We start from the raw sequence: 20930 nt of genomic DNA, 5'->3' as shown, positions 1-20930 counted from the left end.
TTCGGGGAATGCGGCGCGTTGGTGCGCGGCGGTCCGGCGTGGGGCGGGATCGGGCCGCCCTGCGGACGGGTGTGCGACGGATTCGACCCCGCGTGCGGCGGCCCGGCATGCGGCGGCCCCGCGTGCGATGGGTTCGTGTGTGTCGGGCTGGTGTTCGGCGAACTTGCGGGTCGCGGTCCGTTCTGGGGCGGGCCGGCGTGCGGTGGCCCGGCGTGAGGCGAGCTGGGATGCGGCGGGCCTGCCTGGGGCGGCCCGGCATGCGGCTGCCCAGCGTTGAGCGGCCCGGCGTGGAGCGAGCCGGGATGCGGCGGGCCTGCGTGCGAGGGGCCGGTGTTCGAAGGGCTTGTGCCCGAGGGTCGGTGTGAAGGCGTGACGTTCTCGGGACCGCGTGCGGCCGGGATGCCGGAGCCGAGGTCGCCCCGGCTGCCGGGAGTCCCGGTCCAGCCCGCGCCGCCGCCCGGACGCCCACCGCCAGTACCGCCGCCGGGTGCGCCGCCACCCGGCGCGCCACCCCCGCCGGGCATGCCGCCGCCGGCCGGCGGAGTGCCGCCCGCGCCCGGACCGGCAGAAGGACTGCTGCCGGTGGGGTTGTTGCCGGTGTGGGGCTGGTCGGGGCGGGACGGGGCCTGGGGAGCCGCAGCCGTGGCCGCGGAGGTCTGGTCGACCCGATGGGAAGGAGCAGCCGGACTCGGCGCGCCACCACTGGGGCTGCCGCCACCGTGCGAACCACCACCAGTGCCGCCACCAGTCCCGCTGCCAGGGCTGCCGCCACCGCTCGGGCCACCGTTGCCGTAACCGCCCGGCGCGGGCTGACCGCCAGGACCACCCCGGTGCTCGCCAACAGGCGCGTTGCCGCCCGGTGCGGGCTGGCCCCCGGGGCCACCCCGGTGTTCCCCGAGGGGTGAGTTGCCGGTGGGCCTGGCGCCAGGAGTGTTGCCGCCGGGTGCGGTGGTGCCGCGGGGTGGCTCGCTGTCCGGGCTGTTCGGGTCTCGGCCCGGGCGGGGTGCGGACGGTGGCAGGTCGGTCGGGTCGCCGCGGCCCGGGCGGGAGGTCGGGGGTGCGTCGGTGGCGGTGCTGCTGGACGTCGAGGTGGTGTCGGGGCGGCTCGATGCCGGTGGTTCGGAGGAGGAGGAAGAAGAAGGGTTGCCGGTGCCGGTGTCGCGGCCGGTGCCCGACGGGCTCGTGTCCGGGCTGCCGGACGGGGTGTCGATGTCGGCCTTCCCCGTCTGCAGGAAGCCGCCCTTCTTGATGTTGCTCGGGTCCAGCACGTCCAGACCGGTCACCTTGCCGGCCAGCTTGCCGACCACCTTCATGATCTTCTCGAAGACCTCCACCAGACGCTTCAGCATCGGCGAGACCTTCTTGATCGTGCTCAACAGGTCCTGGATGATCTTCGCGATCTTCGCGGCCCACTTCGAGATCGCCGTCACGGCCTGAGCCACGATCACCGGCGTCCCGAACCCCAGCGAGAACACCGCCTCCAACACCCACGCGATCAGCTTGCCCACCAGATCGGCGATCAGGTCGCGCACCATCTCGCGCACGAACCCCACCACCATGCCCATCAAGCCGACCACGGTCCCGACAGTCCCCGCGGCCGACGCCGCACCCGTCAGAGCGTCACCGTGGACCTTCGAGTTGGTCAGGTAGGACTCCGCAGCCGAACCCGTCCACCCCGCCGTGCCCCGCTGGACCCCCGCGTTGTACTCCTCCGCGATCTTGCCCAGCTCCTCGGCGACCTTGCCCCACGTCGCCGAGTACGACTCGATCACCGGCGGGTCCCCGGCCAGCCAGTCCAGCACGTCCTTCAGCGGCTGCACGTGCTCCATCAGGAACGACGCCGCCGACGACATCAACGTCCCGAACGGGTCGATCGCCATCGCCGCCGCGTCCGCGGCCAACCCGACCATCCCCAGGCCCGCCTCGACCCAGTTCCCGTCCTTGATCCCGTTGAACGTGTCCATCGCCGACTCCGCGATGGAGATCCCCGTCGCCCAACCGTTGTCACCCGTACCGGCGTTGAACACCCCACCCGGCTCCGCGTCGGGCGCGACCACCAGGTCGTTCGACTCCGCCACCGCACGACCCCCCGTCGTCTCGGACGACCCACCCTGGCGCAACCGGGTGCCGACGGGTTCCCGTTCCGCTCCACATGACTCGATCGGAGCAACGGCCCGGAACGACGACACCCCGGCCGCGACGAGCGCGACCGGGGTGCGTCACCGCCGGTGGATCAGGTGTAGCAGGGCTTCTCGAACTTGAAGTCCTTCGCCGTCGGCCCGGTGAAGAAGTCCTCCACCAGACCCACGCCGGTCGCCGCCTGCTCGTCCGGCTTGTAGATCAACGTCTGCCGGAACGCCGCGTCGTTCGAGTTGCCCGCGAAGTTGCCCGCCCCGTCCGGCAACATGCCCTCGTAGTCCACCGAGTTCAACTGCCGCACGGCCGCCAGCACACCGGCCCGGGTCAGGTCCTTGTTCCCGGCCGCCTTCTGCAACGCCGCCTTCAACGGGTACGACCACACCCACCCGGCCGTGTAGCCGTCGTTCGGCGTCACGCTCGGCAGGGCTTCGCGCAGCGCCTTGTGCCCCGGGCTGTCGGTGGCCCACGACTTCCACGGCGCGGACTGCAGGTACAGCGCCTTGATCGCGGGCGCGGCGGGGCTCTGCATCAGGCCCTGGTTCCACGTCGGCGACGTGCCGATGAACTTGCCCTTGAACCCGCGCGCCGCCGTCTGGCCGATGATCACCGCCGCGTCGGTCGGCCCGGTGGTCAGGATGACGACGTCCGGCTTGTTCGCCAGCACGGCGTCGATCGCACCGCCCTGGTTGTCCTGGCCGGTCTGGGTGACCGCGTTGCTGAACGTCACCCCCCGCTTCTCGGCGGCGATCTTCGCGCCCGCCGCCGCGTCGTCGCCGTAGTCACCGGGCAGGTGCACGGCCATGACGCTCTTCGCCCCCAGCTCGTCCACCGCGTAGTCGACGGAGTTCATCGACTCGACGCAGTAGTTCGCGCCGGATTCCAGCACGACCTCCTCCACGCCCCACAGCGACGTCCACGACGCGGGCACGCTGACCATCTGCGCGGTCTCCAGGTCCGGCAGGATGGCCGCGGTCGTCGGCGAGCCCAGGGTCTGCGCCAGGGCCAGGATCTTGCCCTTCATCTCCTGGTAGACCTGGTTGTGGATCTGCGGGTTGTACTTGTTGTCCTTGACGTAGGTGGTGACGTCGACGTCGTAGCCGCCGATGCCGCCCTGGTCGTTGACGCGCTTCCAGAACGCCTTCTGCGACTCCGTGATCGGCACCGCGAGCGTCTTGAACGGCCCTTCGGTCAGGTCCGAGATCGACCCGAGGTAGATGCAGCCCCGGTCACTGTGACCGGTGTCCGGGCACGGTTCGCTGGTCACGCCGAAGTCGACCTTGATACCGCCCTTGCCCTCCTGCGGGGCCGCGCCGTCGCCGCCGCGGCACGCGACAGCGGCCAGCGCCACCACGGAGAGCACCGCGAGCACCGCTCTGTGACTTGCCATCCCATCCACCCTTTCAGTACGAGAAAGGCCACGTGCGCCAGTAGTTGCGGACGCGCACCCAGATACCGAACAGGCCACGTGGTTCCACGATCAGGAACACCACGATCAGCAGCCCGTACAGGACCGCTTCGACCTGGAACACCGTGACCGCACCGGTCGCGTCCGAGCTGATGAACGGCAACACCGCCGGGAGCTCCCGGGTGATGCGCGGCAGCAGCGTGATGAACAAGGCGCCCATGATCGCGCCGGAGATCGTGCCCGCACCGCCGATGAGCACCATGGCGATGTACTGCACCGACAGCAGCAGGCCGAACGAGCCGGGGTCGAAGAACCCGTTGACCACGAACAACAACGAGCCCGCGACACCGGCGTAGAACGACGACACGGCGAACGCCAGCGCCTTGTACCGGGTCAGGTCGACGCCGATCACGGCCGCCGCGAGGTCCCGGTCCCGCACCGCCGCGAACGCCCGCCCGATCCGCGACCGCACCAGGTTGCGCGCCAGCACCGCGAAGATCACCAGCAGCACGAACATCAGCAGGTACAGCTGCTGCGGCCCGCTGAAGAACTCCGACGGCCGGTCCAGCCGCACGCCGAACAGCTCCGGCACCGCCGCCGGCCGCCCCACGCCCGGACCGCCGGTCAACGACGTCCACTCGCGGAACACGTGCTCGCCGAGGAACACCAGCCCCAGCGTCACGATCGCCAGGTACAGCCCCCGCAACCGCACCGCGATCGGCGCCACGACCAGCCCCGCCAGCCCCGCCACCAGGCCGGACGCCAGCAGCCACACGGGCAGCGACGTCACGCCGAACCCGAGCACCCGCCCGTCCGGGTCGCCCGACAGCGCCGCGCCGGTGTACGCGCCGATGGCCAGGAAGAACGCGTGCCCCAGCGACACCTGCCCCGCGTACCCGGTCACGATGTTCAGCCCGATCGCGCCGATCGCCGCCACGAACCCCGTGGCCAGCAGCATGAGCAGGTCGTCGGTGATGGCGAACGGCACCAGCAGCGCCACCACCACCAACGCTCCCGTCCACGTCCGCTTGGGGCGCGTGTTGAGGAACGCCATGTCCTGCTCATAGGAGGTGTAAAGCTCCGGACGACCCTTCACAGCCGCTCCACCTCCTTGCTGCCGAACAGCCCGTAGGGCTTCAGCAGCAGCACGACCAGCATGAGCACGTACGGCGCGACGAGCGCGAAGTTCGGTCCGAGCCACGGCGCGACGTCACCCTGGTAGGTGCCGACCAGCGACTCCACGACCCCGACCGCGAGCCCGCCGACGACCGCGCCGCCGAGCGAGTCCAGGCCGCCGAGGATGATCGCCGGCAACGCCTTGAGCGCGATCACCCACAACTGCTGGTCCACGCCCGCGCCGGTGGCCACGAACACCCCGGCCAGCGCCGCCAGGCCGCCCGCGATGGCCCACGACAGCGCGAACACCGAGCCGACCGAGATGCCCTGCGCCAGCGCGACCTCCTGGTCGTGGGCCACCGCGCGCATCGCCAGCCCGACCCGGGAGAACCGGAAGAACGCGAACAGCACCGCGACCACCGCCACCGTCGTGCCGAACATGACCAGGTAGCGCTGCTGCACCTCGACGCCGAGCAGCGTCACGGTGCTCAGCCCCCACGGGTCGCCGACCTGCCGCACGTCCAGCCCGATGAACGCGTTGGTCACCACGCGCACCACCACGTCCACGCCGATGGTGATGATCGCGACCACGAACACCGGCTTGCCGATCATCGGCCGCAGCACGGTCCGCTCCACGCCCAGCGCGAGCACCGCGATCAGCACCGCGGCGATCGGCACGGCGGCGAAGAACCCGACGTCCGCGGCCAGGTAGCTGACCAGCACCGCGCCCGCCAGCATGAACGCCGGCTGGGCGAAGCTGATCACCCGGGTGGACTTGTAGATGATGACGAAGCCCAGCGCCAGCAGCGCGTAGATCGACCCGGAGCCCAGGCCCCGGACCAGCGATTGCAGGAACTCGGTCATCCGCGCCCCCCGAGGTACATGTCGTCCACGAGCTCGCCGAACACCTTGGCCAGCGCCGACCGCTTCACCTTCTGCGTCGCGGTCAGCTCGCCGTCCTCGTGGTCGAGCTCCTTGGGCAGCATGCGGAACTTCTTGACCTGCTCCACGGACGCGAACCGCTCGTTGACCTCCGTCACGATGCCCTGCACCAACTCGCGCACCTCGTCCTTCTCCGCGAGGTCGCGGTAGGTGGTGTAGGCGATCCCGCGCTGCCTGGCCCAGTGGCCGACGGTGTCGTGCTCGATGCCGATCAACGCCACCAGGTACGGGCGCTGGTCGCCGAGCACGACGGCTTCCTTGATGTACGGCGAGGTCTTCAGCGCGTTCTCGACCTCGGACGGCGCCACGTTCTTGCCGCCCGCGGTGATGATGATGTCCTTCATCCGGTCGGTGATGCGCACGTGCGTGCCGTCGACCCACTCGCCGACGTCGCCGGTGCGCAGCCAGCCGTCCGGGGTCATCGCCCGCCGGGTGGCGTCCTCGTCGCGCCAGTAGCCCGCGAACACGCCCGCGTGCCTGGTCTGGATCTCGCCGTCGTCGGCGATCCGCAGCTCCACGCCGGGGTGCGGCTCGCCGACCGTGCCGACCTTCACCCGGCCGGGCCGGTTGCCGGTGGCGACGGCGCTGTTCTCGGTCATCCCGTACACCTCGTGCATCGGTACGCCGATGCCCATGAAGAACCGCAGGACCTGCGGCGAGATGGGCGCGGCGCCGGACGACGCGTACCGGACGTGCCGCATGCCGATCCGCGTCTTCAGGGCGCGGAAGCAGAACAGCCAGCCCACGCCGTACTTGAGCCGCGTGGTGACCGTGTGGTTGCCGCCGTTGCGCACCAGCTGCTCGCCGAGCCCGTCGGCCACCCGCAGCCAGAACCGGGTGGTCGCCCGCTTGAGCCGGGTGGCGCTGGACGCGCTGATCGTGATGGCCGCCAGCACCTTCTCCCAGATGCGCGGCACGCCGAACAGGATCGTCGGCTGCACCTCGCGCAGGTTCGCCTGCACGGTCTCGATGGACTCGGCGAAGTGCACCTGCACCCCGGCCGACGCGCTGAACCAGGTGGTGAAGATGCGTTCGGCGACGTGGCACAGCGGCAGGTAGGACAGCGTGATGTCCTTGGGCGACGGCGGCGGGTCGGTGAAGCCGCCGCCCTCGATCAGGGACTCGACGGCGAACTCGACGTTGGCCACGGTCAGCATCGCGCCCTTGGGCGGACCGGTCGTGCCCGAGGTGTAGATCAACGTCATCACGTCGTCCGGCTCGACCTCGCGCATCCGGCGCGCGACCGCGTCGGGGTTGCCCGCGCGGTGCTCCTGGCCCAGGGCCAGGAAGTCGTCCCACGACAGCAGCTTCGGGTTGTCGTAGCGGTGCCGGATGCCGCGCGGTTCGAGGTAGACGATGCGCTCCAGCTCCGGCAGGGCGTCGAGCACGGCCAGCGCCTTGTCGACCTGCTCCTGGTCCTCGGCGATGAGCACCCGCGCCCCGGAGTGCGACAGCAGGTAGGCGACCTCGCTCGCCGGGTTCGTCGGGTACAGGCCCACGGTGATCGCCCGCACGGCCACCGCGCCGACGTCGGCGTAGAGCCACTCGCGGCGGTTCTCCGAGTGGATCGCGACCCGGTCGCCCGGGTCGACGCCGAGCGCCAGCAGGGCGTGCCCGACCAGCTCGGACTGCGCCCAGTACTGCGACCAGGTGACCTCGCGCCAGATGCCGAAGTCCTTGGCCCGCAGCGCGACGGCGTCGGGTGTCTTCAGGGCCCGGTCGCGCACGCGGGTGACGACGGTGGTGAGCCCGGTGGCGGTCGTCGCGGTCATGCCGAACCTCCCACGCTCTGGTGCGCCTCGCCGAGGTAGGCGCGCACGACGTCCGGGTCGCGCTGCACCTCGGCGGGCGTGCCGGTGCGGATCGGCTTGCCGAAGTCGAGCACCATCACCCGGTCCGCGAGGTCCATCACCAGGCCCATGTCGTGCTCGACCATGATCATCGCGATGCCGAGCTCGTCGCGGACGTCGAGCACGAACCGCGCCATGTCCTCGGTCTCCTCGACGTTCATGCCCGCGACCGGCTCGTCCAGCAGCAGCACCTTCGGCTCCATGGCCAGCGCCCGCCCGAGCTCCACGCGCTTCTGCACGCCGTACGGCAGCAGGCCCACCGGCAGCCGCCGCCACTGCTCCAGTTCCAGGAAGTCGATCACCTCTTCGACCGCGGCCCGGTTGGCCAGCTCCTCACGCCGGGCCCTGCCCACCCACGCGAACGCGGCCAGCGCCCCGTACCGCATGTGGTTGTGGCGGCCCAGCATCAGGTTCTCCACCACCGTGAGGTGCGCGAACAGCTCGATGTTCTGGAACGTCCGGGCGATGCCCATGGCGGCGATCCGGTGCGGGCGCCGGCCCAGCACCTCCTCGCCCCGGAACCGCACCGAGCCCCGCTGCGGCCGGTACACGCCCGACAGCACGTTGAAAATCGACGTCTTGCCCGCGCCGTTGGGCCCGATGATGGCGAACAGCTCGCCCGCGGCGACGTGGAACGACACGCCGTCCACGGCCGTGACGCCGTCGAACGCCAGCGTCACGTCCCTGACTTCGAGCACGTTGGTCCAGGGTTCGGCGTTCCCGTTCTCGGGCTTCACGACAACCACCGCTTCCGCCGCTTGTAGTGCTTCACGTCGCGGAACGACTGCGTGGCGCCCTCGCCGCGCAGGCCCAGGTAGAACTCGCGCACGTCCTCGTCGGCGAGCAGCGCCGCCGCGGGCTTGTCCATCACGACCTTGCCGGTCTCCAGCACGTAGCCGTGGTCGGCGATGGACAGCGCCATGGTCGCGTTCTGCTCGACCAGCAGCACGGTCGTGCCCGACGAGTTGATCTTCACGATGAGGTCGCGGATCTGCTGGACCATGAGCGGGGCCAGGCCGAGGCTCGGCTCGTCCAGCAGCAGGTAGCGCGGCTCGGACATCAGCGCCCGGCCGATGGACAGCATCTGCTGCTCACCGCCGGACAGGTAGCCCGCGCTCTGCCGCCGCCGCTCGCGCAACCGGGGGAACAACTCGTACATCCGGTCCAGGTTCCGCTTGATGCCGCGCGGCCTGCTGTGCCCGCCGATGCGCAGGTTCTCCTCGACCGTCAGCTCGGCCAGGATGCGCCTGCCCTCCAGCGCCTGCTTCACGCCGAGCGTCGCGATGCGCGTCGGCGACGAGCGGTGGATCGGCTCGCCGTCGAGCGTGATCCGACCGCGGGTGACCTTGCCGTCGTGCACGTCGAGCAGGCCGGACAGGGCGCGCAGCAGGGTGGTCTTGCCCGCTCCGTTCGCGCCGAGCAGGGCGACGATCCGCCCTTCGGGAACCCTCAGGCTCACGCCGCGCAGCACGAGCATCACGTCGTCGTAGACCACCTCGAGGTTGTTCGCCTCCAGCACCAGGCGCCTCCGTGGGGGTGTCGGGGAGGCGATCAGTATGACTCCAGTCACAGGGTTACCTACCGCTGTTCGCAAACCGTGATGAACCAGCCCACCGCATGTTCGGCTTTCTCGATTCTGTTGCTCAGTCCTGTGTGGACTGGTGTAGCGGCGGGGGTCGGTGGGTATGCCCCCGGCGACCGACCACGAGGGTGTGAGGAGCGTTCGCCACACATGAACGGCTCGGAGGTGGAGCTCAGGGTGGCGGCCAGACCCGCCTACCTCTCGACCGTTCGCGCGGTCGCCGCCGCGATCGCGAAGCGCACGCCGGAGATGGCCATCGACCTCGTCATCGCGGTCGACGAGGCGTGCAGCGCCCTGATCTCCCGGACCCTGGACCCCTCGGCCGTCATGGTGTGCCGGTTCGCCCGGCAAGGTGATTCCGTGCGCTTCCAGGCGGAGGTCCGCTCATCGGCCGTCACCGTCCCCGATCATGACTCGTTGTACTGGCGGGTTGTCAGTTCCGTGACCGACGCGGTGGCCACCTGGGTTGACGGGGAGGGCCGGTTGCGGGTCGAGTTGAGGTGTCGGGCATGAACGCCGTGGATTACCAGCCGCTGTTCCACGAACTGGCGGAAGCCGAGCGGGACGGTGAGCACTACCAGCGGCTGCGTGACCGCCTGGTCACCGAGCACCTGCCGATGGCCAGGCACATCGCCGACCGGTTCGCCGAGCGCGGCGAGTCGGTGGAGGACCTGCGGCAGGTGGCGGCGGTCGGGCTGATCAACGCGGTCGACCGGTTCGACGTGACGCGCGGGATCGACTTCCTGGCGTTCGCCGTGCCGACGATCACCGGCGAGGTCCGGCGGTACCTGCGCGACCAGGGGTGGGCGGTGCGCGTGCCGCGGCGGTTGAAGGAGCTGTGCGTCGCCATCGACACCGCGCGCGTCGAGCTGTCCCGCGTGTCCGGGCGGACGCCGACGCCCAGCGAGGTCGCCCGCCACCTCGGCATCGGGGTGGACGAGGTGTACGAGGGCCTGCACGCCACCTCGGCGTACCACCTGCTGTCGTTGGACGAGGAGTCGATCAGCGAGGAGCTGAACCACGCCGACCGCCTGATCAGCGACGATCCGGCGTTGGAGGTGGTCGAGCTGCAACACGCGTTGGATCCGATGCTCCGCGGGCTACCCAAGAGGGAGAGGCGCATCGTCGTGCTCCGGTTCTTCCGGGGGATGACGCAGAGCCAGATCGCGGACTCGGTCGGCGTGTCGCAGATGCACGTGTCGCGACTGCTGAGCCGGTCACTGGCCCGGTTGCGGTCGCTGCTCGACGACGAGTAGCGCTCGCCGACCGGGGCCCTTCCTTCCGACACGGGCTGGACGAGGAGAGGTGGTCGCGGTGGTGACGGGCCTGGTGAAGCTGTCGTGGCCGCAGCGGACAGCTCTGCTGTTGGGTGTGCTGCTGGTGGCGTGGGGTGTGGTGGACTTCGTGCGTTCCGAGCCGCGGTTGGGCGTGCTGCACGTCGTGACCGGCGCCGTGATCGGGGCGGCGGCCGTGCGGACGCGGGTGGCGCGGCTGGTCGGCTCGATGATGGGCGTGGTGTTCCTGGTCGTGTTCGCGTTCGGGGTGGGCGAGCCGGGTGGCGCGATGGACGCCGGGTTCGCCGGCAACGCGGTGCACCTGCTGATCGGCTTCGCGTCCGTGGCCGTCGCCGAGAGCTGCGCGTGGTGCGAACAACGCGCCCGCCGCATCGCCGACTCCCGCTGACCGCCCTCCCCCACCCGCGACCATCCCCTTCCCCTCCTTCACACACCCTCTTCCCTTCGCACCCTCTTCTCTTCCTCCGCGCTTTCCCCTCTTCCTCTTCCGCGCGCCCTCTTCCCCTCTTCCTCGCGCGTGAACCCGCATTTCGCGACCGTCTCGGGTGGCGTTCTCGTTGCCGGTGAAGGCGGTTGCACCACCCCCCTTTCGGGTATCAACCGTATGACCCGAACGGGGAGGACCGATGCACACGGCGAGTCTGCACAACCTGGTCGACGTCGAGGGGCCGTTCGTCTCCGTGTTCCTCGACGTCGGCGATCACGTGGACCTGCGGTGGCGGGCGATGCGCGACCAGCTCCAGGCCATGAACGCCGACCCCTACCTCGTGGCGTTGGCGCACAAAGCGATCATGTCCGGCGTGACCCCCCGCGGCCTCGCCGGCCGCGGTCTGGTCGTGGGCAGCGGCCGCGTGCTGGTCGACCAGTACGTCCCCGTCCCACCGTCCGGCTACACGGCCCGCTGCGGCCCGCTCCCGTACATCCTTCCGCTGGTCGACCTGTCCGAGCCCCTCCTGCCGCACGTCGTCGTGCAGGTCGGCGAGCACGGCGCGGACCTGCGCGGCGTCGACCCGACCGGCCGCCCGGTGGCCGTCGCCTCGGTGGGCGCCCGCCGACCGGGACGCCGCCTGGAAGCCGAGGAGCTGGCCGACGTCGCCGAGGAAGCCACCACCCTGGTCGACCGCCTGGGCGCACCGCTGCTCGTCCTCGCCGGCCCGCTGGCCGGCCGGCGATCCCTGCGCGTCGCCCTCCCGACCCGCTACCACCACCTCGTGGTGGAGGTCGAGGGTTCGCCCGACCGAGCCGTCCTGCACCTGGCCGGCCGGGCGAACCAGGACGCGCGCCGAGCAGTCGTCGAACGGTTCCGCGACGAGTCCACCCGGATGACGGGACGCGCCGTGCACGGCCTGCTCCCGGTCAGCCAAGCCCTGGCCGAGGGCCGCGTGGAGACCTTGCTGCTCACCGACACGCTCGTCGGCTCGCAGGAGATCGACGGCGGACGGGCCGACGAGGTGCTGCCACTGCGGGCGGTCGAGTGCGGGGCCGAGATCGTGCTCGTCGGCGGGGCGGTCCGGCTGCACGAGGACGTCGGGGCGCTGCTCCGCGACTGACCCCGGCCGGCCTCGAGTCGCCCTCAGCTGAGCCGCGTCCGCCTGCCCCTGCGATGCCGGGGCCTGCGATGTCCGACTCGACGCGGCTTGGCCCGATCTCGGCGCGAAGGCGCGAGGGCGCGCGGGCGGGTGTGTAGGCGCGCGCGAGGGTGTGTGGCGCGAGGTGTGGGGCGTGGGCTGGCGAGGTCGAGCACGGGCGGTAGGGGCTGGTGGTCGCCGGCGGGAGTGGGGTGGGGGTCGACCGGGGGTGGGTGTGTGGTGTTGCGGTGGCGTGGGTGAGCGGGATTGTGGTCGGCGGGGGCTCCTCATGGTTTTAACCGAGGGGCGGTAACAGTGTTTCCGTACATTTTCGGCCGTTGATCACCCATAAGTGTGACCCGACCGCAGTGCCGAGCTGGGAAAACGCATCAAAAGCGAGTGGGACTCACTTCTTCAACAACCGCAGCACGGCACGTTCCACTGTCTCACGATCAGCCGACTTCGGTCTGATCACCACCCCTTCGTGGAACAACCGCACCACCCGCGGGTCGACGTAGGACTTGCGGGCGACGGCCGGGGTGTTGCCCAGGTGCTCGGAGACCTCCCGCATCACCTCCGCCTCCACCCGCTTGCGCCCCCGCTTCGTCTCCGGCCGACCCTCCCGCGCGAACGCCGCCGCCGCCAGCACCGTCGCGTGCCACGTCCGCAGGTCCTTCACCGAGAACTCCGCACCGACCATCTCCTTGAACCGCTCGTTCACGTCATCCGACCCCACCGCGCACCCCCGCTCGTCGACCAGCAGCCGCTCCTCCTCGCCCCTCCCCCGCAGCAACCCCCGGACCGCCCGCGCCAACGACGGGTCCTCCACCTCCGTCGTGAACTGGATCCCGCCCTTCGCCGGGTAGCAGAAGTCCACGGTGGACCCCCGCACCGCCACGTGCGAGCACAACAACGTCGCCACCCCGTGCGTCCCGTTGTCCGCCGCGTACGTCTCCCCTCCCACCCGGAACACGCCCTGCTCCAGCACGGCCAGCGCCACCGCCAGCACGCGCTCCCGCGACCGCCCCCGCCCCCGCAGCTCCCGCGCCAGCTCCGCCCGGAACCCCGGCAGCAGCGGCGCGAGGGCGAGCACCCGCTCGTGCTTCTCCTCGTCCCGGTCCTGCCGCCACCGCTCGTGGTAGAGGTACTGCCGCCGCCCGGCCGCGTCCGTGCCGACCGCCTGGATGTGGCCGTTCGGGTGCGGGCACACCCAGACCTCGCGCCACGCGGGCGGGATCACCAGGGACTTGACGCGGGCCACCTCGTCGGGCGGTAGCGGCTGGCCGTCGACGTCGGTGTAGCTGAAGCCGCGGCCCCGGGCGCGGCGGCGCCAGCCGGGGCCGGACGGATCACTGCGGCGCAATCTCACCCCGGCGAGGTTCCCGGGGGCGACGCGGTGAAACGACGCGGTGGGTCGCCGTCCGCCGAACGTGTGGCAAGTCGGTGGTTGAACTCCCGGCCGAGTGGGTATGGGACCGGCATGACCGAGCCGTGGACCGTCGGCGTCGAGCAGGAGTTCCTCCTCGTCGACCCCGAATCCCGCCGACCCGTGCCCCTGGCCGAGTCGGTGGCGCAGCACGCGGGTGCGGGCCACGACGTGCAACGGGAGCTCACGCCGTTCCAGATCGAGGTCGCGACGCCGGTGTGCGAGACCGCCGAGGAGCTGGCGGAGCAGGTGCTGGCGGGTCGGGTGCACCTGGCGAAGGCCGCGCACGCGGCGGGCTGCCGGCTGCTGGCCTCGGCGATCCCGCCGATCGGCACGCTGGGGCCGCCGCCGGGCACCGACGACCGCCGCTACCGGATGATGGAGCACTCGCACCGCAAGATCATCGGCGGGCAGGGCGTCTGCGGGATGCACGTCCACGTGGGCGTGCCCGACCAGGACGTGGCGATCAAGGTGTCGAACGCGCTGCGGCCGTGGTTGCCGACGCTGCTGGCGCTGAGCGCGAACTCCCCGATCGAGCACGCGGAGGACACCGGGTACGCGAGTTGGCGTTCGATCGTGTGGTCGCGGTGGCCGATCAGCGGCCCGCCGCCGCACCTGGGGTCCGCCGACGAGTACGACCGGCTGGTGCGCACCCTCGAAGGCACCGAGGTGCTGCTGGACCAGGGGATGGTCTACTGGGACGTGCGGCCGTCGGTGCAGCACCCGACGGTCGAGGTGCGGGTCTCGGACATCCCGCTGACGGCGCGGGACGCGATCGTCATCGCGGAGATCATCCGGGCGTTCGCCCGCACGGCCGCCGAGTCGGGCGAGCCGGACCGGGTGGACGACGTGCTGTTGCGCGCCGCCTACTGGCGTGCCGCGCGCGACGGCGTGGACGGCTTGGCGGTCGATCCCCGCACGGGCAACCTGGTGCCGGCCCGGGACCTGGTGGCAGAGCTGGTGTCGTGGTGCGCGGGCGCGCTCGCGGACGCCTCGGCGCTGTCCACTGTGGAGGATCACGTGACGTGGCTCGGGGCGCACGGCAGCGGTGCGGCGCGGCAGCGCCGGGCGTTCGGTGGTTCGCCCGACGCCCGAGGTCTGGTCGACCTGGTCCTGGCCGAGACGGTCCGTGCGGCCGACTGAGGTCTACCGTGGAGATTTCGACGCCGCGCCGGCGTCGCTGAGTGAGAGGAGTACCGGCGTGCCAGAACCCGCGGCGACGCTTGCTTCCGTGCGGGTCGACAGACCAGCGGACGGCGTGGTGGTGCTGCACGTGTCGGGCGAGTTGGACACGAGCAGCGCGGAGGAGTTGACCAGGCCGCTCACCGAGCACCTGGTCGAGAACGTGCGGGGTGTGGTGGTGGACCTCGGTGGGGTGCGCTTCCTCGGCTCGGCCGGGTTGGAGTCGTTGGTCGTCGGCAACCAGCGGGCGAGTGCCCTGGGCATCCCGCTGGTGCTGGTGGCGACGAGCCGGGCGACGCAGCGCCCGATCGAGGCGACCGGGTTGAGCTCGGTGTTCACCGTCGTCGGTTCCGTGGACGAGGCCCTGACCCGGTTGTAGGGCCCTACAGGAACCGGCGGACGGTCCTGATGGCGCAGCGCACCGCCCCCACCGGGGGCAGTGCGCCCGCCGGGGGCACCACCCACCGCGACGCGGCCGCCGGGATGCGGCGCGGCCCGTGCCAGTAGCGGACGTCCGGTGGCGGCACGTGGCGCGGTTCGGGCTCGGGGTCGGGTCTGGCCAGGAACAGCCAGCGCAGGCGCGGGCCGGGGATGGCGAGGATGGGTCCGAGCGGTCCGGCGGAGCGCAGGTGGGTGCTGACCTCCGAGCCCCAGCTGGCGGGCACCTCCACCGCCACCGCGCCTTCGGCCAGCACCAGCGAGTCGAGCGTTTCGTCGACGTGCCACGGTTCCATGCCCGACGATGGTGGCGTCGGCCCGTGTCGGGATTGTGTCGTCGCGCGGCGCGGCGCGTTAATCCTGGCCGATGTCCTCGAACCACAGCTCCGGCTTGGCGGCGATGAAGTCGGTCATCATCCGGACGCACTCGTCGTCGTCCAGCAGGGTGATGGCGACGCCGTGCTCGGCGAGCCAGTCGTGACCGCCGTGGAAGGTGCGGGCCTCACCGATCACCACCCGGGGTATCCCGAACTGGCGAACGAGCCCGCTGCAGTACCAGCACGGTGACAGCGTGGTGACCATGACGGTGCCGCGGTACGTGGCCCGCCTGCCCGCGGCCCGGAACGCGGCGGTCTCGGCGTGCGTGGACGCGTCGCCGTCCTGCACGCGCCGGTTGTGGCCGCGGCCGAGGAGTTCCCCGTCGGCGGAGAACAGCGCCGCGCCGATCGGGATGCCGCCCTCGGCGAGCCCGGCGCGCGCCTCGGCCACCGCCACCGCCAACATGTCGTGTTCGTCCACGTCCGCCAACCTACGGCGTCACGCGCCGAAGCACAGGAACCCGGCGCTCGCGGCGAACGCGGCGTCGCCGTCCTCCCGGTGCGCCTGCTGCGCGCCGGCCAGCGCCACCGACGGCGTCTGCCCCGCGTCGAGCCTGCGGTGCAGGTCGACCATGAGCGGCGTGGTCACCTCGGCGGGCACGGGGATGACCGGCGCGACCAGCGTGCGCGTGCCGAGCCCGAGCAGCGCCGCGGTGAACCCCATGAGCTCGTCGCCGGGCCGCACTGCGGACAGGCCGGAGTCGCACGCCGACAGCACGACCCGGGCGGGCGGGGTGCGCAGCCGTTCGAGGTCGTAGACGGTCAGCGGGCCGTCGGCCAGTTCCAGCGCGGAGAACAGCGGGTTGTCCGCGCGGAACGAGCCGTGCGCGGCCACGTGCGCCAGCGGCGCGCCGTCCATCGCGGACGCGACCGCGTCCACCGTCGCCGCCTCGTCGACGAGCACCGAGGCGGAGGCCCGGCCCAGCGCCGCGATGGCGGCGATCTCGGTCGGCGCGGCCGGCAACCGGGGCCCCGCCGCCAGGACCGCGCGATGGTGCGACACCAGGGTGGACGTGGTGGCGCGCAGCCACACCGTCGCCGACGGCACGACGGTGACCGCGCGGCCACGGCACGCGGGCAGCGCCGACCACGGCAGGCCGCCCAGCCGCCCGGTCGGCGCGAGCACCAGCGGCCGGTCGTCCAGCCGCCGCCGCAGCGGCTCCAGCAGCCGGTCCTGGAGCAGCTTGGCGGCGTGCTCGGCGCCCGCGCGCACGGCCGTGCGGTCGACGTGCTCGGGCAGCGTCACGAGCCGGTGCAGCGCGAACCGCAGCAGCCGCAGCTCGCGCAGCGCGCCGTCGAGCGGGCCGAGCCGGTGCAGCGACGCCCGACCGCCCGCCACCACCACGGCCAGCAACGCGCCGTCGTGGTCGACGTACTCCACCAGCGCCGACGTGCCCAGCGCCCGCGCCAGCTCGCCCACCTCGGGCGGCTTGAACACCGCACCGCCGCCGCCGGTGCGGCGGGTCAGCTCGCGCACCCGCTGCTCGCCGCGCACCTGCCGCTGCCGCAGCGCGGTCGTCGGCCGCCCGGCCGTGGACGCCGCCTCCAGGTCCGCGGTCACCGCCCGCAGCTCGGCCAGCGCGTCGGCGAGCCCGGAGTCCTCCGGCGGTCGGGCGGGCGTCATCCGCAGCGCGCCGGCCCGCCACGCCTCCGCCCAGCTCAGCACCCGTCCGGCCCGACCGCCCGCGACGGCCGTGCGCAGTCCTTCCGAGGCCAGCGCCGCGCCCTGCGCGCCGGTCAGCGCCCGCAGCTCGGTCGCGCCCAGCGACACCCGGTAGTCGTCCAGCAGCACGAGCCCGCGCCGCAGCGCGATCTGCGCGCCCCGCGCGTTGCCGAGCAGGTCGCGCCGCAACGCCTCGGCGTACCAGCCCTGCACCCGGTGCGCCGCCGGGCCGCCGCGCCGGGCCGCGCCCGCCGTGGTCAGCTCCGCCACGGCGCGGGTGCGGTCGCCGAGGTCGCGGGCGACCAGCGCCGCGTCGACCCGCGCCTCCAGCCCGGCCATCCGCCAGCCCAGCGCGTCGAGCCGGGACGCCACCCGGGTCAGCGCCGCCACCAGCGCCCTGGTCCGCTGCCCGCTCAGGTACGCCGCGCGCAGCTCCACGTGCCGCGCGCCCTCGGCCCACACGTCGCGCTTCTCCCGGCGGAACCCCTTGCGCGCGGCGACCGCGAACTCCACCGCGCGGTCCAGGTCGCCTTCCAGCAGCGCGACCCGGGCCCGGTAGAACAGCGCCTCGGACCGGGCGAGCACGAGGTCGCCGCCCAGCTCCTCCAGCGCCCGGTCGGCCGCCGCCCGCGCCTCCTCCAGCAGCGGCACGGACACCAGCAGCTCCAGCCGGTTGATCAGCAGCGCGGGCCGCGGCACGGCCAGCCGCCGGTACTCGCGCTCGGCCTCGGCGAACATCGTCAACGCCCGCGGCACGTCGCCCGCGCGCGACGCCGAGATGCCCGCGTTCCACCGCACGTCGGCCACGGCCAGCGCCTGGTCCAGGTCCTGGTAGAGCACGGCGGCGCGGTCGAAGTCCTCGTCGGCCGCGCGCAGGCCGCCGGTGTAGGCGCGCAGCAGCCCGCGGTTGTTCAGCGCCCGCGCCTCCACGAGCCGTTCGCCGAAGCGGCGCACCACCTCGATCGCGCCGTTGTACTCGCGCAGCGCCTCGTCGTAGCGGCACAGGTAGTGCAGCACCAGTCCCCGCTGCATCCGGCCGCTGCCCGCGTCGACGCCGCGCAGGTGCGGCAGGGCCTCGTTGATCGCGCGCAGCGCCTGCGCGTGCCGCCCGGTGTTGGACAGCACGAACGCCAGGCTCATCCGGGCCAGCGCCGCCGCGCGCGCCGACCCCGCCCGTTCGGCGGTCCGCACGGCGCGCCGCAGGTGGCGCAGCGCCGCGTCGAAGTCGTGCAGCTCCCGCCACGCGAGACCGATGGCGCGTTCGGCGGCGGAGGCTTCCTCGTCGTCCCCCGACGCCCTCGCCGCCCGCAGCGCGGACCGACCCATCTCGATCGCCGCGCGCGGGTCCCGTTGCCGGGCTTCCAGCGCTGCGGCGGCGGAAACCCCTGCCACGAACCCACCTTATTACCAGCGGCGCTGTGGTAGCTTGCTCAGGCTCAGCACCTGTCGACGCTGCTGTGAGGTCTCGGTGTCCGAACCCGATCGCTCCGAGCTGTACCAAGAAGCGTTCCACCAGGCCATCCGAGCGCACAAGAGCTACCGGCTGCACCCCGAGCGCGGGCGCGAGTTCCTCTTCGTCTCCGGTGAGCTGCTGACCATCCCCGAGGACGTCGACCGGGTGAGCCGCAAGCTCGCGCAGAACAACATCGGCACCGTCCGGGGTCGGGACTTCGCCCGGATGAGCCGGCTGCTCGTGCCGCGCACCCCCGACGACATCCCGGAGATCGTGCGCCTGCTGCGCGACCCGAGGCAGTGGCCGGGTGAGCGCGTGCCGTTCGTGCAGCCGCACCACGTGCTGGTCGGCCACGGCGGCAACATGCACGGCAACCCGGGCCAGCCGCCGAAGGTGGGCCAGCCGCTGGCCGACCCGGACCCGGCCACCACCGGGCACGGCAAGGGCGTGGTCGTCGGCATCGTCGACACGGGCATCTCCGCGACCGCGGCCGTGGACCACCCGCTGTGGCTGGGCGACGCGTTCCTGCCCAAGGCGGAGGACGTGGACGCGGCCTACGCGCACGACGACGTGTTCGCGCTCGAAGGCGGGCACGGCACGTTCGTCGCGGGCGTGATCCGGCAGGCGGCGCCGGGCGTGCGGTTCGACCCGGAGAAGGCGCTGGACCCGATCGGGCTGGGCACCGAGGAGCAGTTCGTCGCGGCGCTGTCGTCGTTCGACGAGAAGGTGCAGGTCGTCAACATCTCGATGGGCTGCTTCACCCAGGACGACACCGCCTCCGAGCCGGTGCGCCAGGCGATCGAGGCCCTGCCGCAGGGCGTGGTCGTGGTGGCGTCCGCGGCGAACCAGGGCACCACCCGGCCCACCTGGCCCGCCGCCCTGCAGAACGTGGTGGGCGTGTCCGCGGTGGCCCGGGACCTCAACGGCGTCCTGACGCCCGCCTGCTACGCCAACCACGGGCACTGGGTCGACGCGTGCGCGGTCGGCAACCGGACCAGCACCTACCTGAAGGGCCGGTGGGAGCTGCCCGACCTGCCGGTGGACGTCTACGACCGGTTCGCCTACTGGCTGGGCACGTCGTTCGCCGCGCCGCACGTGGCCGGGCGGATCGCCGCGACGATGACCCAGCACGGGTTGTCGGCGGTCGAGGCGCGGAACAAGCTGCTCGGCGGCAAGCCGGAGTTCTTCCTCGGCTACGGCGTCCTCGTCGAATAACCCGATCGCGCGACGCGTGTATCTGGCGGACGGGTCGCGCCTCCGTAGTGTGTGGCAGCGAAGAGTGCGAAGTCCGTGACCCGGCGTGGGTCCGTGCCGGATCCGGCCGGGGCCCGTGCGCAGCATCCCCTGGACAAGAGGAGGGGACGTGACCCCTGCATCCCCCATCGCCGAGCTCGTGAGCGCGGCGGCGGAGGGCGACCAGCGCGCGTGGAACGAGATCGTCGTGCGCTTCACGCCCCTCGTGCTGGCGGTGGTGCACCGGCACCGGCTGCGCCACGCGGACGTGGCCGACGTGCACCAGACCGTGTGGCTGCGGCTGGTGGAGCAGCTCGGCAAGCTCCGCGAGGCGGACGCGCTGCCCGGCTGGATCGCCACGACCGCGCGCAACGAGTGCCTGCGGCTGCTGCGGGTGCAGCACCGCACGCAGCCGTACGACCCGCAGTCGGAGGACGAGCCGGCGAGCCCGGACGACGCGGTGGCGGACCTGGACGAGGAGCTGGAGGCCGCCCAGCGGCGGCAGGCGCTGCGCGAGGGCTTCGGCTCGTTGTCCGAGCAGTGCCGGGTGTTGCTGGCCAAGCTCATGGCCGACCCGCCGCCGAGCTACGCGGAGGTCGGCGAGGAGCTGGGTGTGCCGGTGGGCAGCATCGGGCCCACCCGGGTCAGGTGCCTGGAGAAGTTGCGCAAGACTCCCGCGGTGCTGAAGCTGGTCGACCCGCGGCCGGTGGGCGGAGGAGGTGTGGTCGGTGTTGAGGGACGATCCGGGGTGGGAAAGCGATGAGGTGCTGCTGCGGGAGCTGGGCGAGGCGCTCGCCGAGGCGCGCGACGTGCCCGAGCACCTGCTCGAAGCCGCCCGCGCCGCGTTCACGTGGCGCACGGTCGACGCCGAGCTGCGGGCGCTGACCACCTACGACTCGGTGCTGGACGCGGAGCTGGCGGTGCGGGCGCGGGCCGCGCAGACCGCGCGGCAGCTCGTGTTCGACGCCGAGGGCGTGTCGGTGCAGGTCGAGGTGACCGAGGCGGGTGTCGCGGGCCAGGTGCTGCCGGCGGGACCGGGCCGGGTCGAGCTCGTCACGCCGACCGGGCCGGTCGAGGAGGCGGAGCTGGACGAGCTGGGCATGTTCCTGCTCGGCCCGCCGCCGTCGGGCCCGGTGCGGTTCCGCTGCGAGGTCGGCGGCACGACGGTGATGACCGACTGGGTCTGCGTGTGATCCGATCGGGTGAGACCCGGTCGGGTGAAACCTTGACGGCGGTGGCCGGTGGTCCGGAAGATGCACTG

Annotated in this window: 20 protein-coding genes; 9 read left to right on the top strand and 11 right to left on the bottom strand. The window is 72.3% G+C overall.

From position 1 onward, the window contains the following. The 7 genes from ACIQMJ_RS39725 to ACIQMJ_RS39695 form a co-directional block, all read right to left on the bottom strand. A partial coding sequence (locus ACIQMJ_RS39725) for a WXG100 family type VII secretion target (protein ID WP_499766184.1) occupies window positions 1-2078 on the bottom strand: 2078 nt, incomplete at its 3' end. 155 nt (window positions 2079-2233) lie between these two features. Next, complete coding sequence (locus ACIQMJ_RS39720; protein WP_499766183.1) at window positions 2234-3526, bottom strand: ABC transporter substrate-binding protein; 1293 nt, start codon at window positions 3524-3526, stop codon at window positions 2234-2236. A gap of 13 nt (window positions 3527-3539) precedes the next feature. Continuing rightward, a complete protein-coding gene (locus ACIQMJ_RS39715; protein ID WP_141982011.1) occupies window positions 3540-4640 on the bottom strand; it encodes a branched-chain amino acid ABC transporter permease in 1101 nt (366 codons plus the stop codon). Further along, the gene (locus tag ACIQMJ_RS39710; protein WP_499766182.1) at window positions 4637-5524 is read right to left on the bottom strand and encodes a branched-chain amino acid ABC transporter permease; all 888 of its coding nucleotides are present in this window, start codon (window positions 5522-5524) and stop codon (window positions 4637-4639) included. The genes ACIQMJ_RS39715 and ACIQMJ_RS39710 overlap by 4 nt, the downstream gene beginning before the upstream one ends. Beyond that, window positions 5521-7374, bottom strand: a complete 1854-nt coding sequence (locus tag ACIQMJ_RS39705) for an AMP-dependent synthetase/ligase (RefSeq protein ID WP_499766181.1) — start codon at window positions 7372-7374, stop codon at window positions 5521-5523. The genes ACIQMJ_RS39710 and ACIQMJ_RS39705 overlap by 4 nt, the downstream gene beginning before the upstream one ends. Next, window positions 7371-8189 carry an ABC transporter ATP-binding protein gene (locus ACIQMJ_RS39700; RefSeq protein WP_499766180.1) on the bottom strand — a complete coding sequence of 273 codons (819 nt, stop codon included), beginning with the start codon at window positions 8187-8189 and terminating at the stop codon, window positions 7371-7373. Before ACIQMJ_RS39700 ends, ACIQMJ_RS39705 begins: the two co-directional genes overlap by 4 nt. After that, on the bottom strand, window positions 8186-8971 hold the full coding sequence (locus tag ACIQMJ_RS39695) for an ABC transporter ATP-binding protein (protein ID WP_499766179.1): 786 nt from the start codon (window positions 8969-8971) through the stop codon (window positions 8186-8188). The genes ACIQMJ_RS39700 and ACIQMJ_RS39695 overlap by 4 nt, the downstream gene beginning before the upstream one ends. Before the next feature lie 213 nt (window positions 8972-9184). Between ACIQMJ_RS39695 and ACIQMJ_RS39690 the strand changes: the two genes are divergently transcribed. From ACIQMJ_RS39690 to ACIQMJ_RS39675, 4 genes are all read left to right on the top strand, one after another. Next, complete coding sequence (locus tag ACIQMJ_RS39690; protein WP_499766178.1) at window positions 9185-9547, top strand: ATP-binding protein; 363 nt, start codon at window positions 9185-9187, stop codon at window positions 9545-9547. Continuing rightward, the gene (locus ACIQMJ_RS39685; RefSeq protein WP_499766177.1) at window positions 9544-10290 is read left to right on the top strand and encodes a SigB/SigF/SigG family RNA polymerase sigma factor; all 747 of its coding nucleotides are present in this window, start codon (window positions 9544-9546) and stop codon (window positions 10288-10290) included. Before ACIQMJ_RS39690 ends, ACIQMJ_RS39685 begins: the two co-directional genes overlap by 4 nt. A gap of 49 nt (window positions 10291-10339) precedes the next feature. Continuing rightward, a complete protein-coding gene (locus tag ACIQMJ_RS39680; RefSeq protein WP_499766176.1) occupies window positions 10340-10717 on the top strand; it encodes a hypothetical protein in 378 nt (125 codons plus the stop codon). Between the two features lie 238 nt (window positions 10718-10955). After that, window positions 10956-11879, top strand: coding sequence for a hypothetical protein (locus ACIQMJ_RS39675; protein WP_499766175.1), 924 nt, complete (start codon window positions 10956-10958; stop codon window positions 11877-11879). Between the two features lie 424 nt (window positions 11880-12303). Here ACIQMJ_RS39675 and ACIQMJ_RS39670 read toward each other — a convergent pair whose 3' ends face one another. After that, a complete protein-coding gene (locus tag ACIQMJ_RS39670; protein ID WP_499766174.1) occupies window positions 12304-13266 on the bottom strand; it encodes a DNA topoisomerase IB in 963 nt (320 codons plus the stop codon). A 111-nt stretch (window positions 13267-13377) separates the two neighbouring features. Here ACIQMJ_RS39670 and ACIQMJ_RS39665 point away from each other — a divergent pair, with 111 nt between their 5' ends. Together ACIQMJ_RS39665 and ACIQMJ_RS39660 are read left to right on the top strand one after the other, a co-directional pair. After that, entirely contained in the window at window positions 13378-14466 is a 1089-nt protein-coding gene (locus ACIQMJ_RS39665) for a carboxylate-amine ligase (RefSeq protein ID WP_499766173.1), read from the top strand. Between the two features lie 58 nt (window positions 14467-14524). After that, the gene (locus ACIQMJ_RS39660) at window positions 14525-14884 is read left to right on the top strand and encodes an STAS domain-containing protein (protein ID WP_499766172.1); all 360 of its coding nucleotides are present in this window, start codon (window positions 14525-14527) and stop codon (window positions 14882-14884) included. A 4-nt stretch (window positions 14885-14888) separates the two neighbouring features. Here ACIQMJ_RS39660 and ACIQMJ_RS39655 read toward each other — a convergent pair whose 3' ends face one another. The 3 genes from ACIQMJ_RS39655 to ACIQMJ_RS39645 are packed head-to-tail and all read right to left on the bottom strand — an operon-like array spanning window position 14889 to window position 18375. Then, a complete protein-coding gene (locus ACIQMJ_RS39655) occupies window positions 14889-15239 on the bottom strand; it encodes a hypothetical protein (RefSeq protein ID WP_499766171.1) in 351 nt (116 codons plus the stop codon). Window positions 15240-15297: 58 nt separating this feature from the next. After that, a complete protein-coding gene (locus tag ACIQMJ_RS39650; RefSeq protein ID WP_499766186.1) occupies window positions 15298-15726 on the bottom strand; it encodes a nucleoside deaminase in 429 nt (142 codons plus the stop codon). Window positions 15727-15759: 33 nt separating this feature from the next. Further along, complete coding sequence (locus ACIQMJ_RS39645) at window positions 15760-18375, bottom strand: CHAT domain-containing protein (protein ID WP_499766170.1); 2616 nt, start codon at window positions 18373-18375, stop codon at window positions 15760-15762. A gap of 76 nt (window positions 18376-18451) precedes the next feature. Between ACIQMJ_RS39645 and ACIQMJ_RS39640 the strand changes: the two genes are divergently transcribed. From ACIQMJ_RS39640 to ACIQMJ_RS39630, 3 genes are all read left to right on the top strand, one after another. After that, window positions 18452-19651, top strand: coding sequence for a S8 family peptidase (locus ACIQMJ_RS39640; protein WP_499766169.1), 1200 nt, complete (start codon window positions 18452-18454; stop codon window positions 19649-19651). A gap of 148 nt (window positions 19652-19799) precedes the next feature. Beyond that, the gene (locus ACIQMJ_RS39635) at window positions 19800-20432 is read left to right on the top strand and encodes an RNA polymerase sigma factor (RefSeq protein WP_499766168.1); all 633 of its coding nucleotides are present in this window, start codon (window positions 19800-19802) and stop codon (window positions 20430-20432) included. Further along, complete coding sequence (locus ACIQMJ_RS39630; protein ID WP_499766167.1) at window positions 20398-20862, top strand: hypothetical protein; 465 nt, start codon at window positions 20398-20400, stop codon at window positions 20860-20862. The genes ACIQMJ_RS39635 and ACIQMJ_RS39630 overlap by 35 nt, the downstream gene beginning before the upstream one ends. Window positions 20863-20930: the final 68 nt, after the last annotated feature.

This window comes from Actinosynnema sp. NPDC091369, assembly GCF_044757065.1.
GTDB lineage: Bacteria > Actinomycetota > Actinomycetes > Mycobacteriales > Pseudonocardiaceae > Actinosynnema.
This window is presented reverse-complemented; position numbering and strand designations above follow the sequence as displayed.

What these genes read in the sequence shown, in the direction of transcription:
- ACIQMJ_RS39720 (WP_499766183.1), bottom strand. Translation starts at nt 3,526, where the DNA reads ATGGCAAGTCACAGAGCGGTGCTCGCGGTGCTCTCCGTGGTGGCGCTG.
- ACIQMJ_RS39710 (WP_499766182.1), bottom strand. Translation starts at nt 5,524, where the DNA reads ATGACCGAGTTCCTGCAATCGCTGGTCCGGGGCCTGGGCTCCGGGTCG.
- ACIQMJ_RS39705 (WP_499766181.1), bottom strand. Translation starts at nt 7,374, where the DNA reads ATGACCGCGACGACCGCCACCGGGCTCACCACCGTCGTCACCCGCGTG.
- ACIQMJ_RS39690 (WP_499766178.1), top strand. Translation starts at nt 9,185, where the DNA reads ATGAACGGCTCGGAGGTGGAGCTCAGGGTGGCGGCCAGACCCGCCTAC.
- ACIQMJ_RS39685 (WP_499766177.1), top strand. Translation starts at nt 9,544, where the DNA reads ATGAACGCCGTGGATTACCAGCCGCTGTTCCACGAACTGGCGGAAGCC.
- ACIQMJ_RS39675 (WP_499766175.1), top strand. Translation starts at nt 10,956, where the DNA reads ATGCACACGGCGAGTCTGCACAACCTGGTCGACGTCGAGGGGCCGTTC.
- ACIQMJ_RS39665 (WP_499766173.1), top strand. Translation starts at nt 13,378, where the DNA reads ATGACCGAGCCGTGGACCGTCGGCGTCGAGCAGGAGTTCCTCCTCGTC.
- ACIQMJ_RS39655 (WP_499766171.1), bottom strand. Translation starts at nt 15,239, where the DNA reads ATGGAACCGTGGCACGTCGACGAAACGCTCGACTCGCTGGTGCTGGCC.
- ACIQMJ_RS39650 (WP_499766186.1), bottom strand. Translation starts at nt 15,726, where the DNA reads ATGTTGGCGGTGGCGGTGGCCGAGGCGCGCGCCGGGCTCGCCGAGGGC.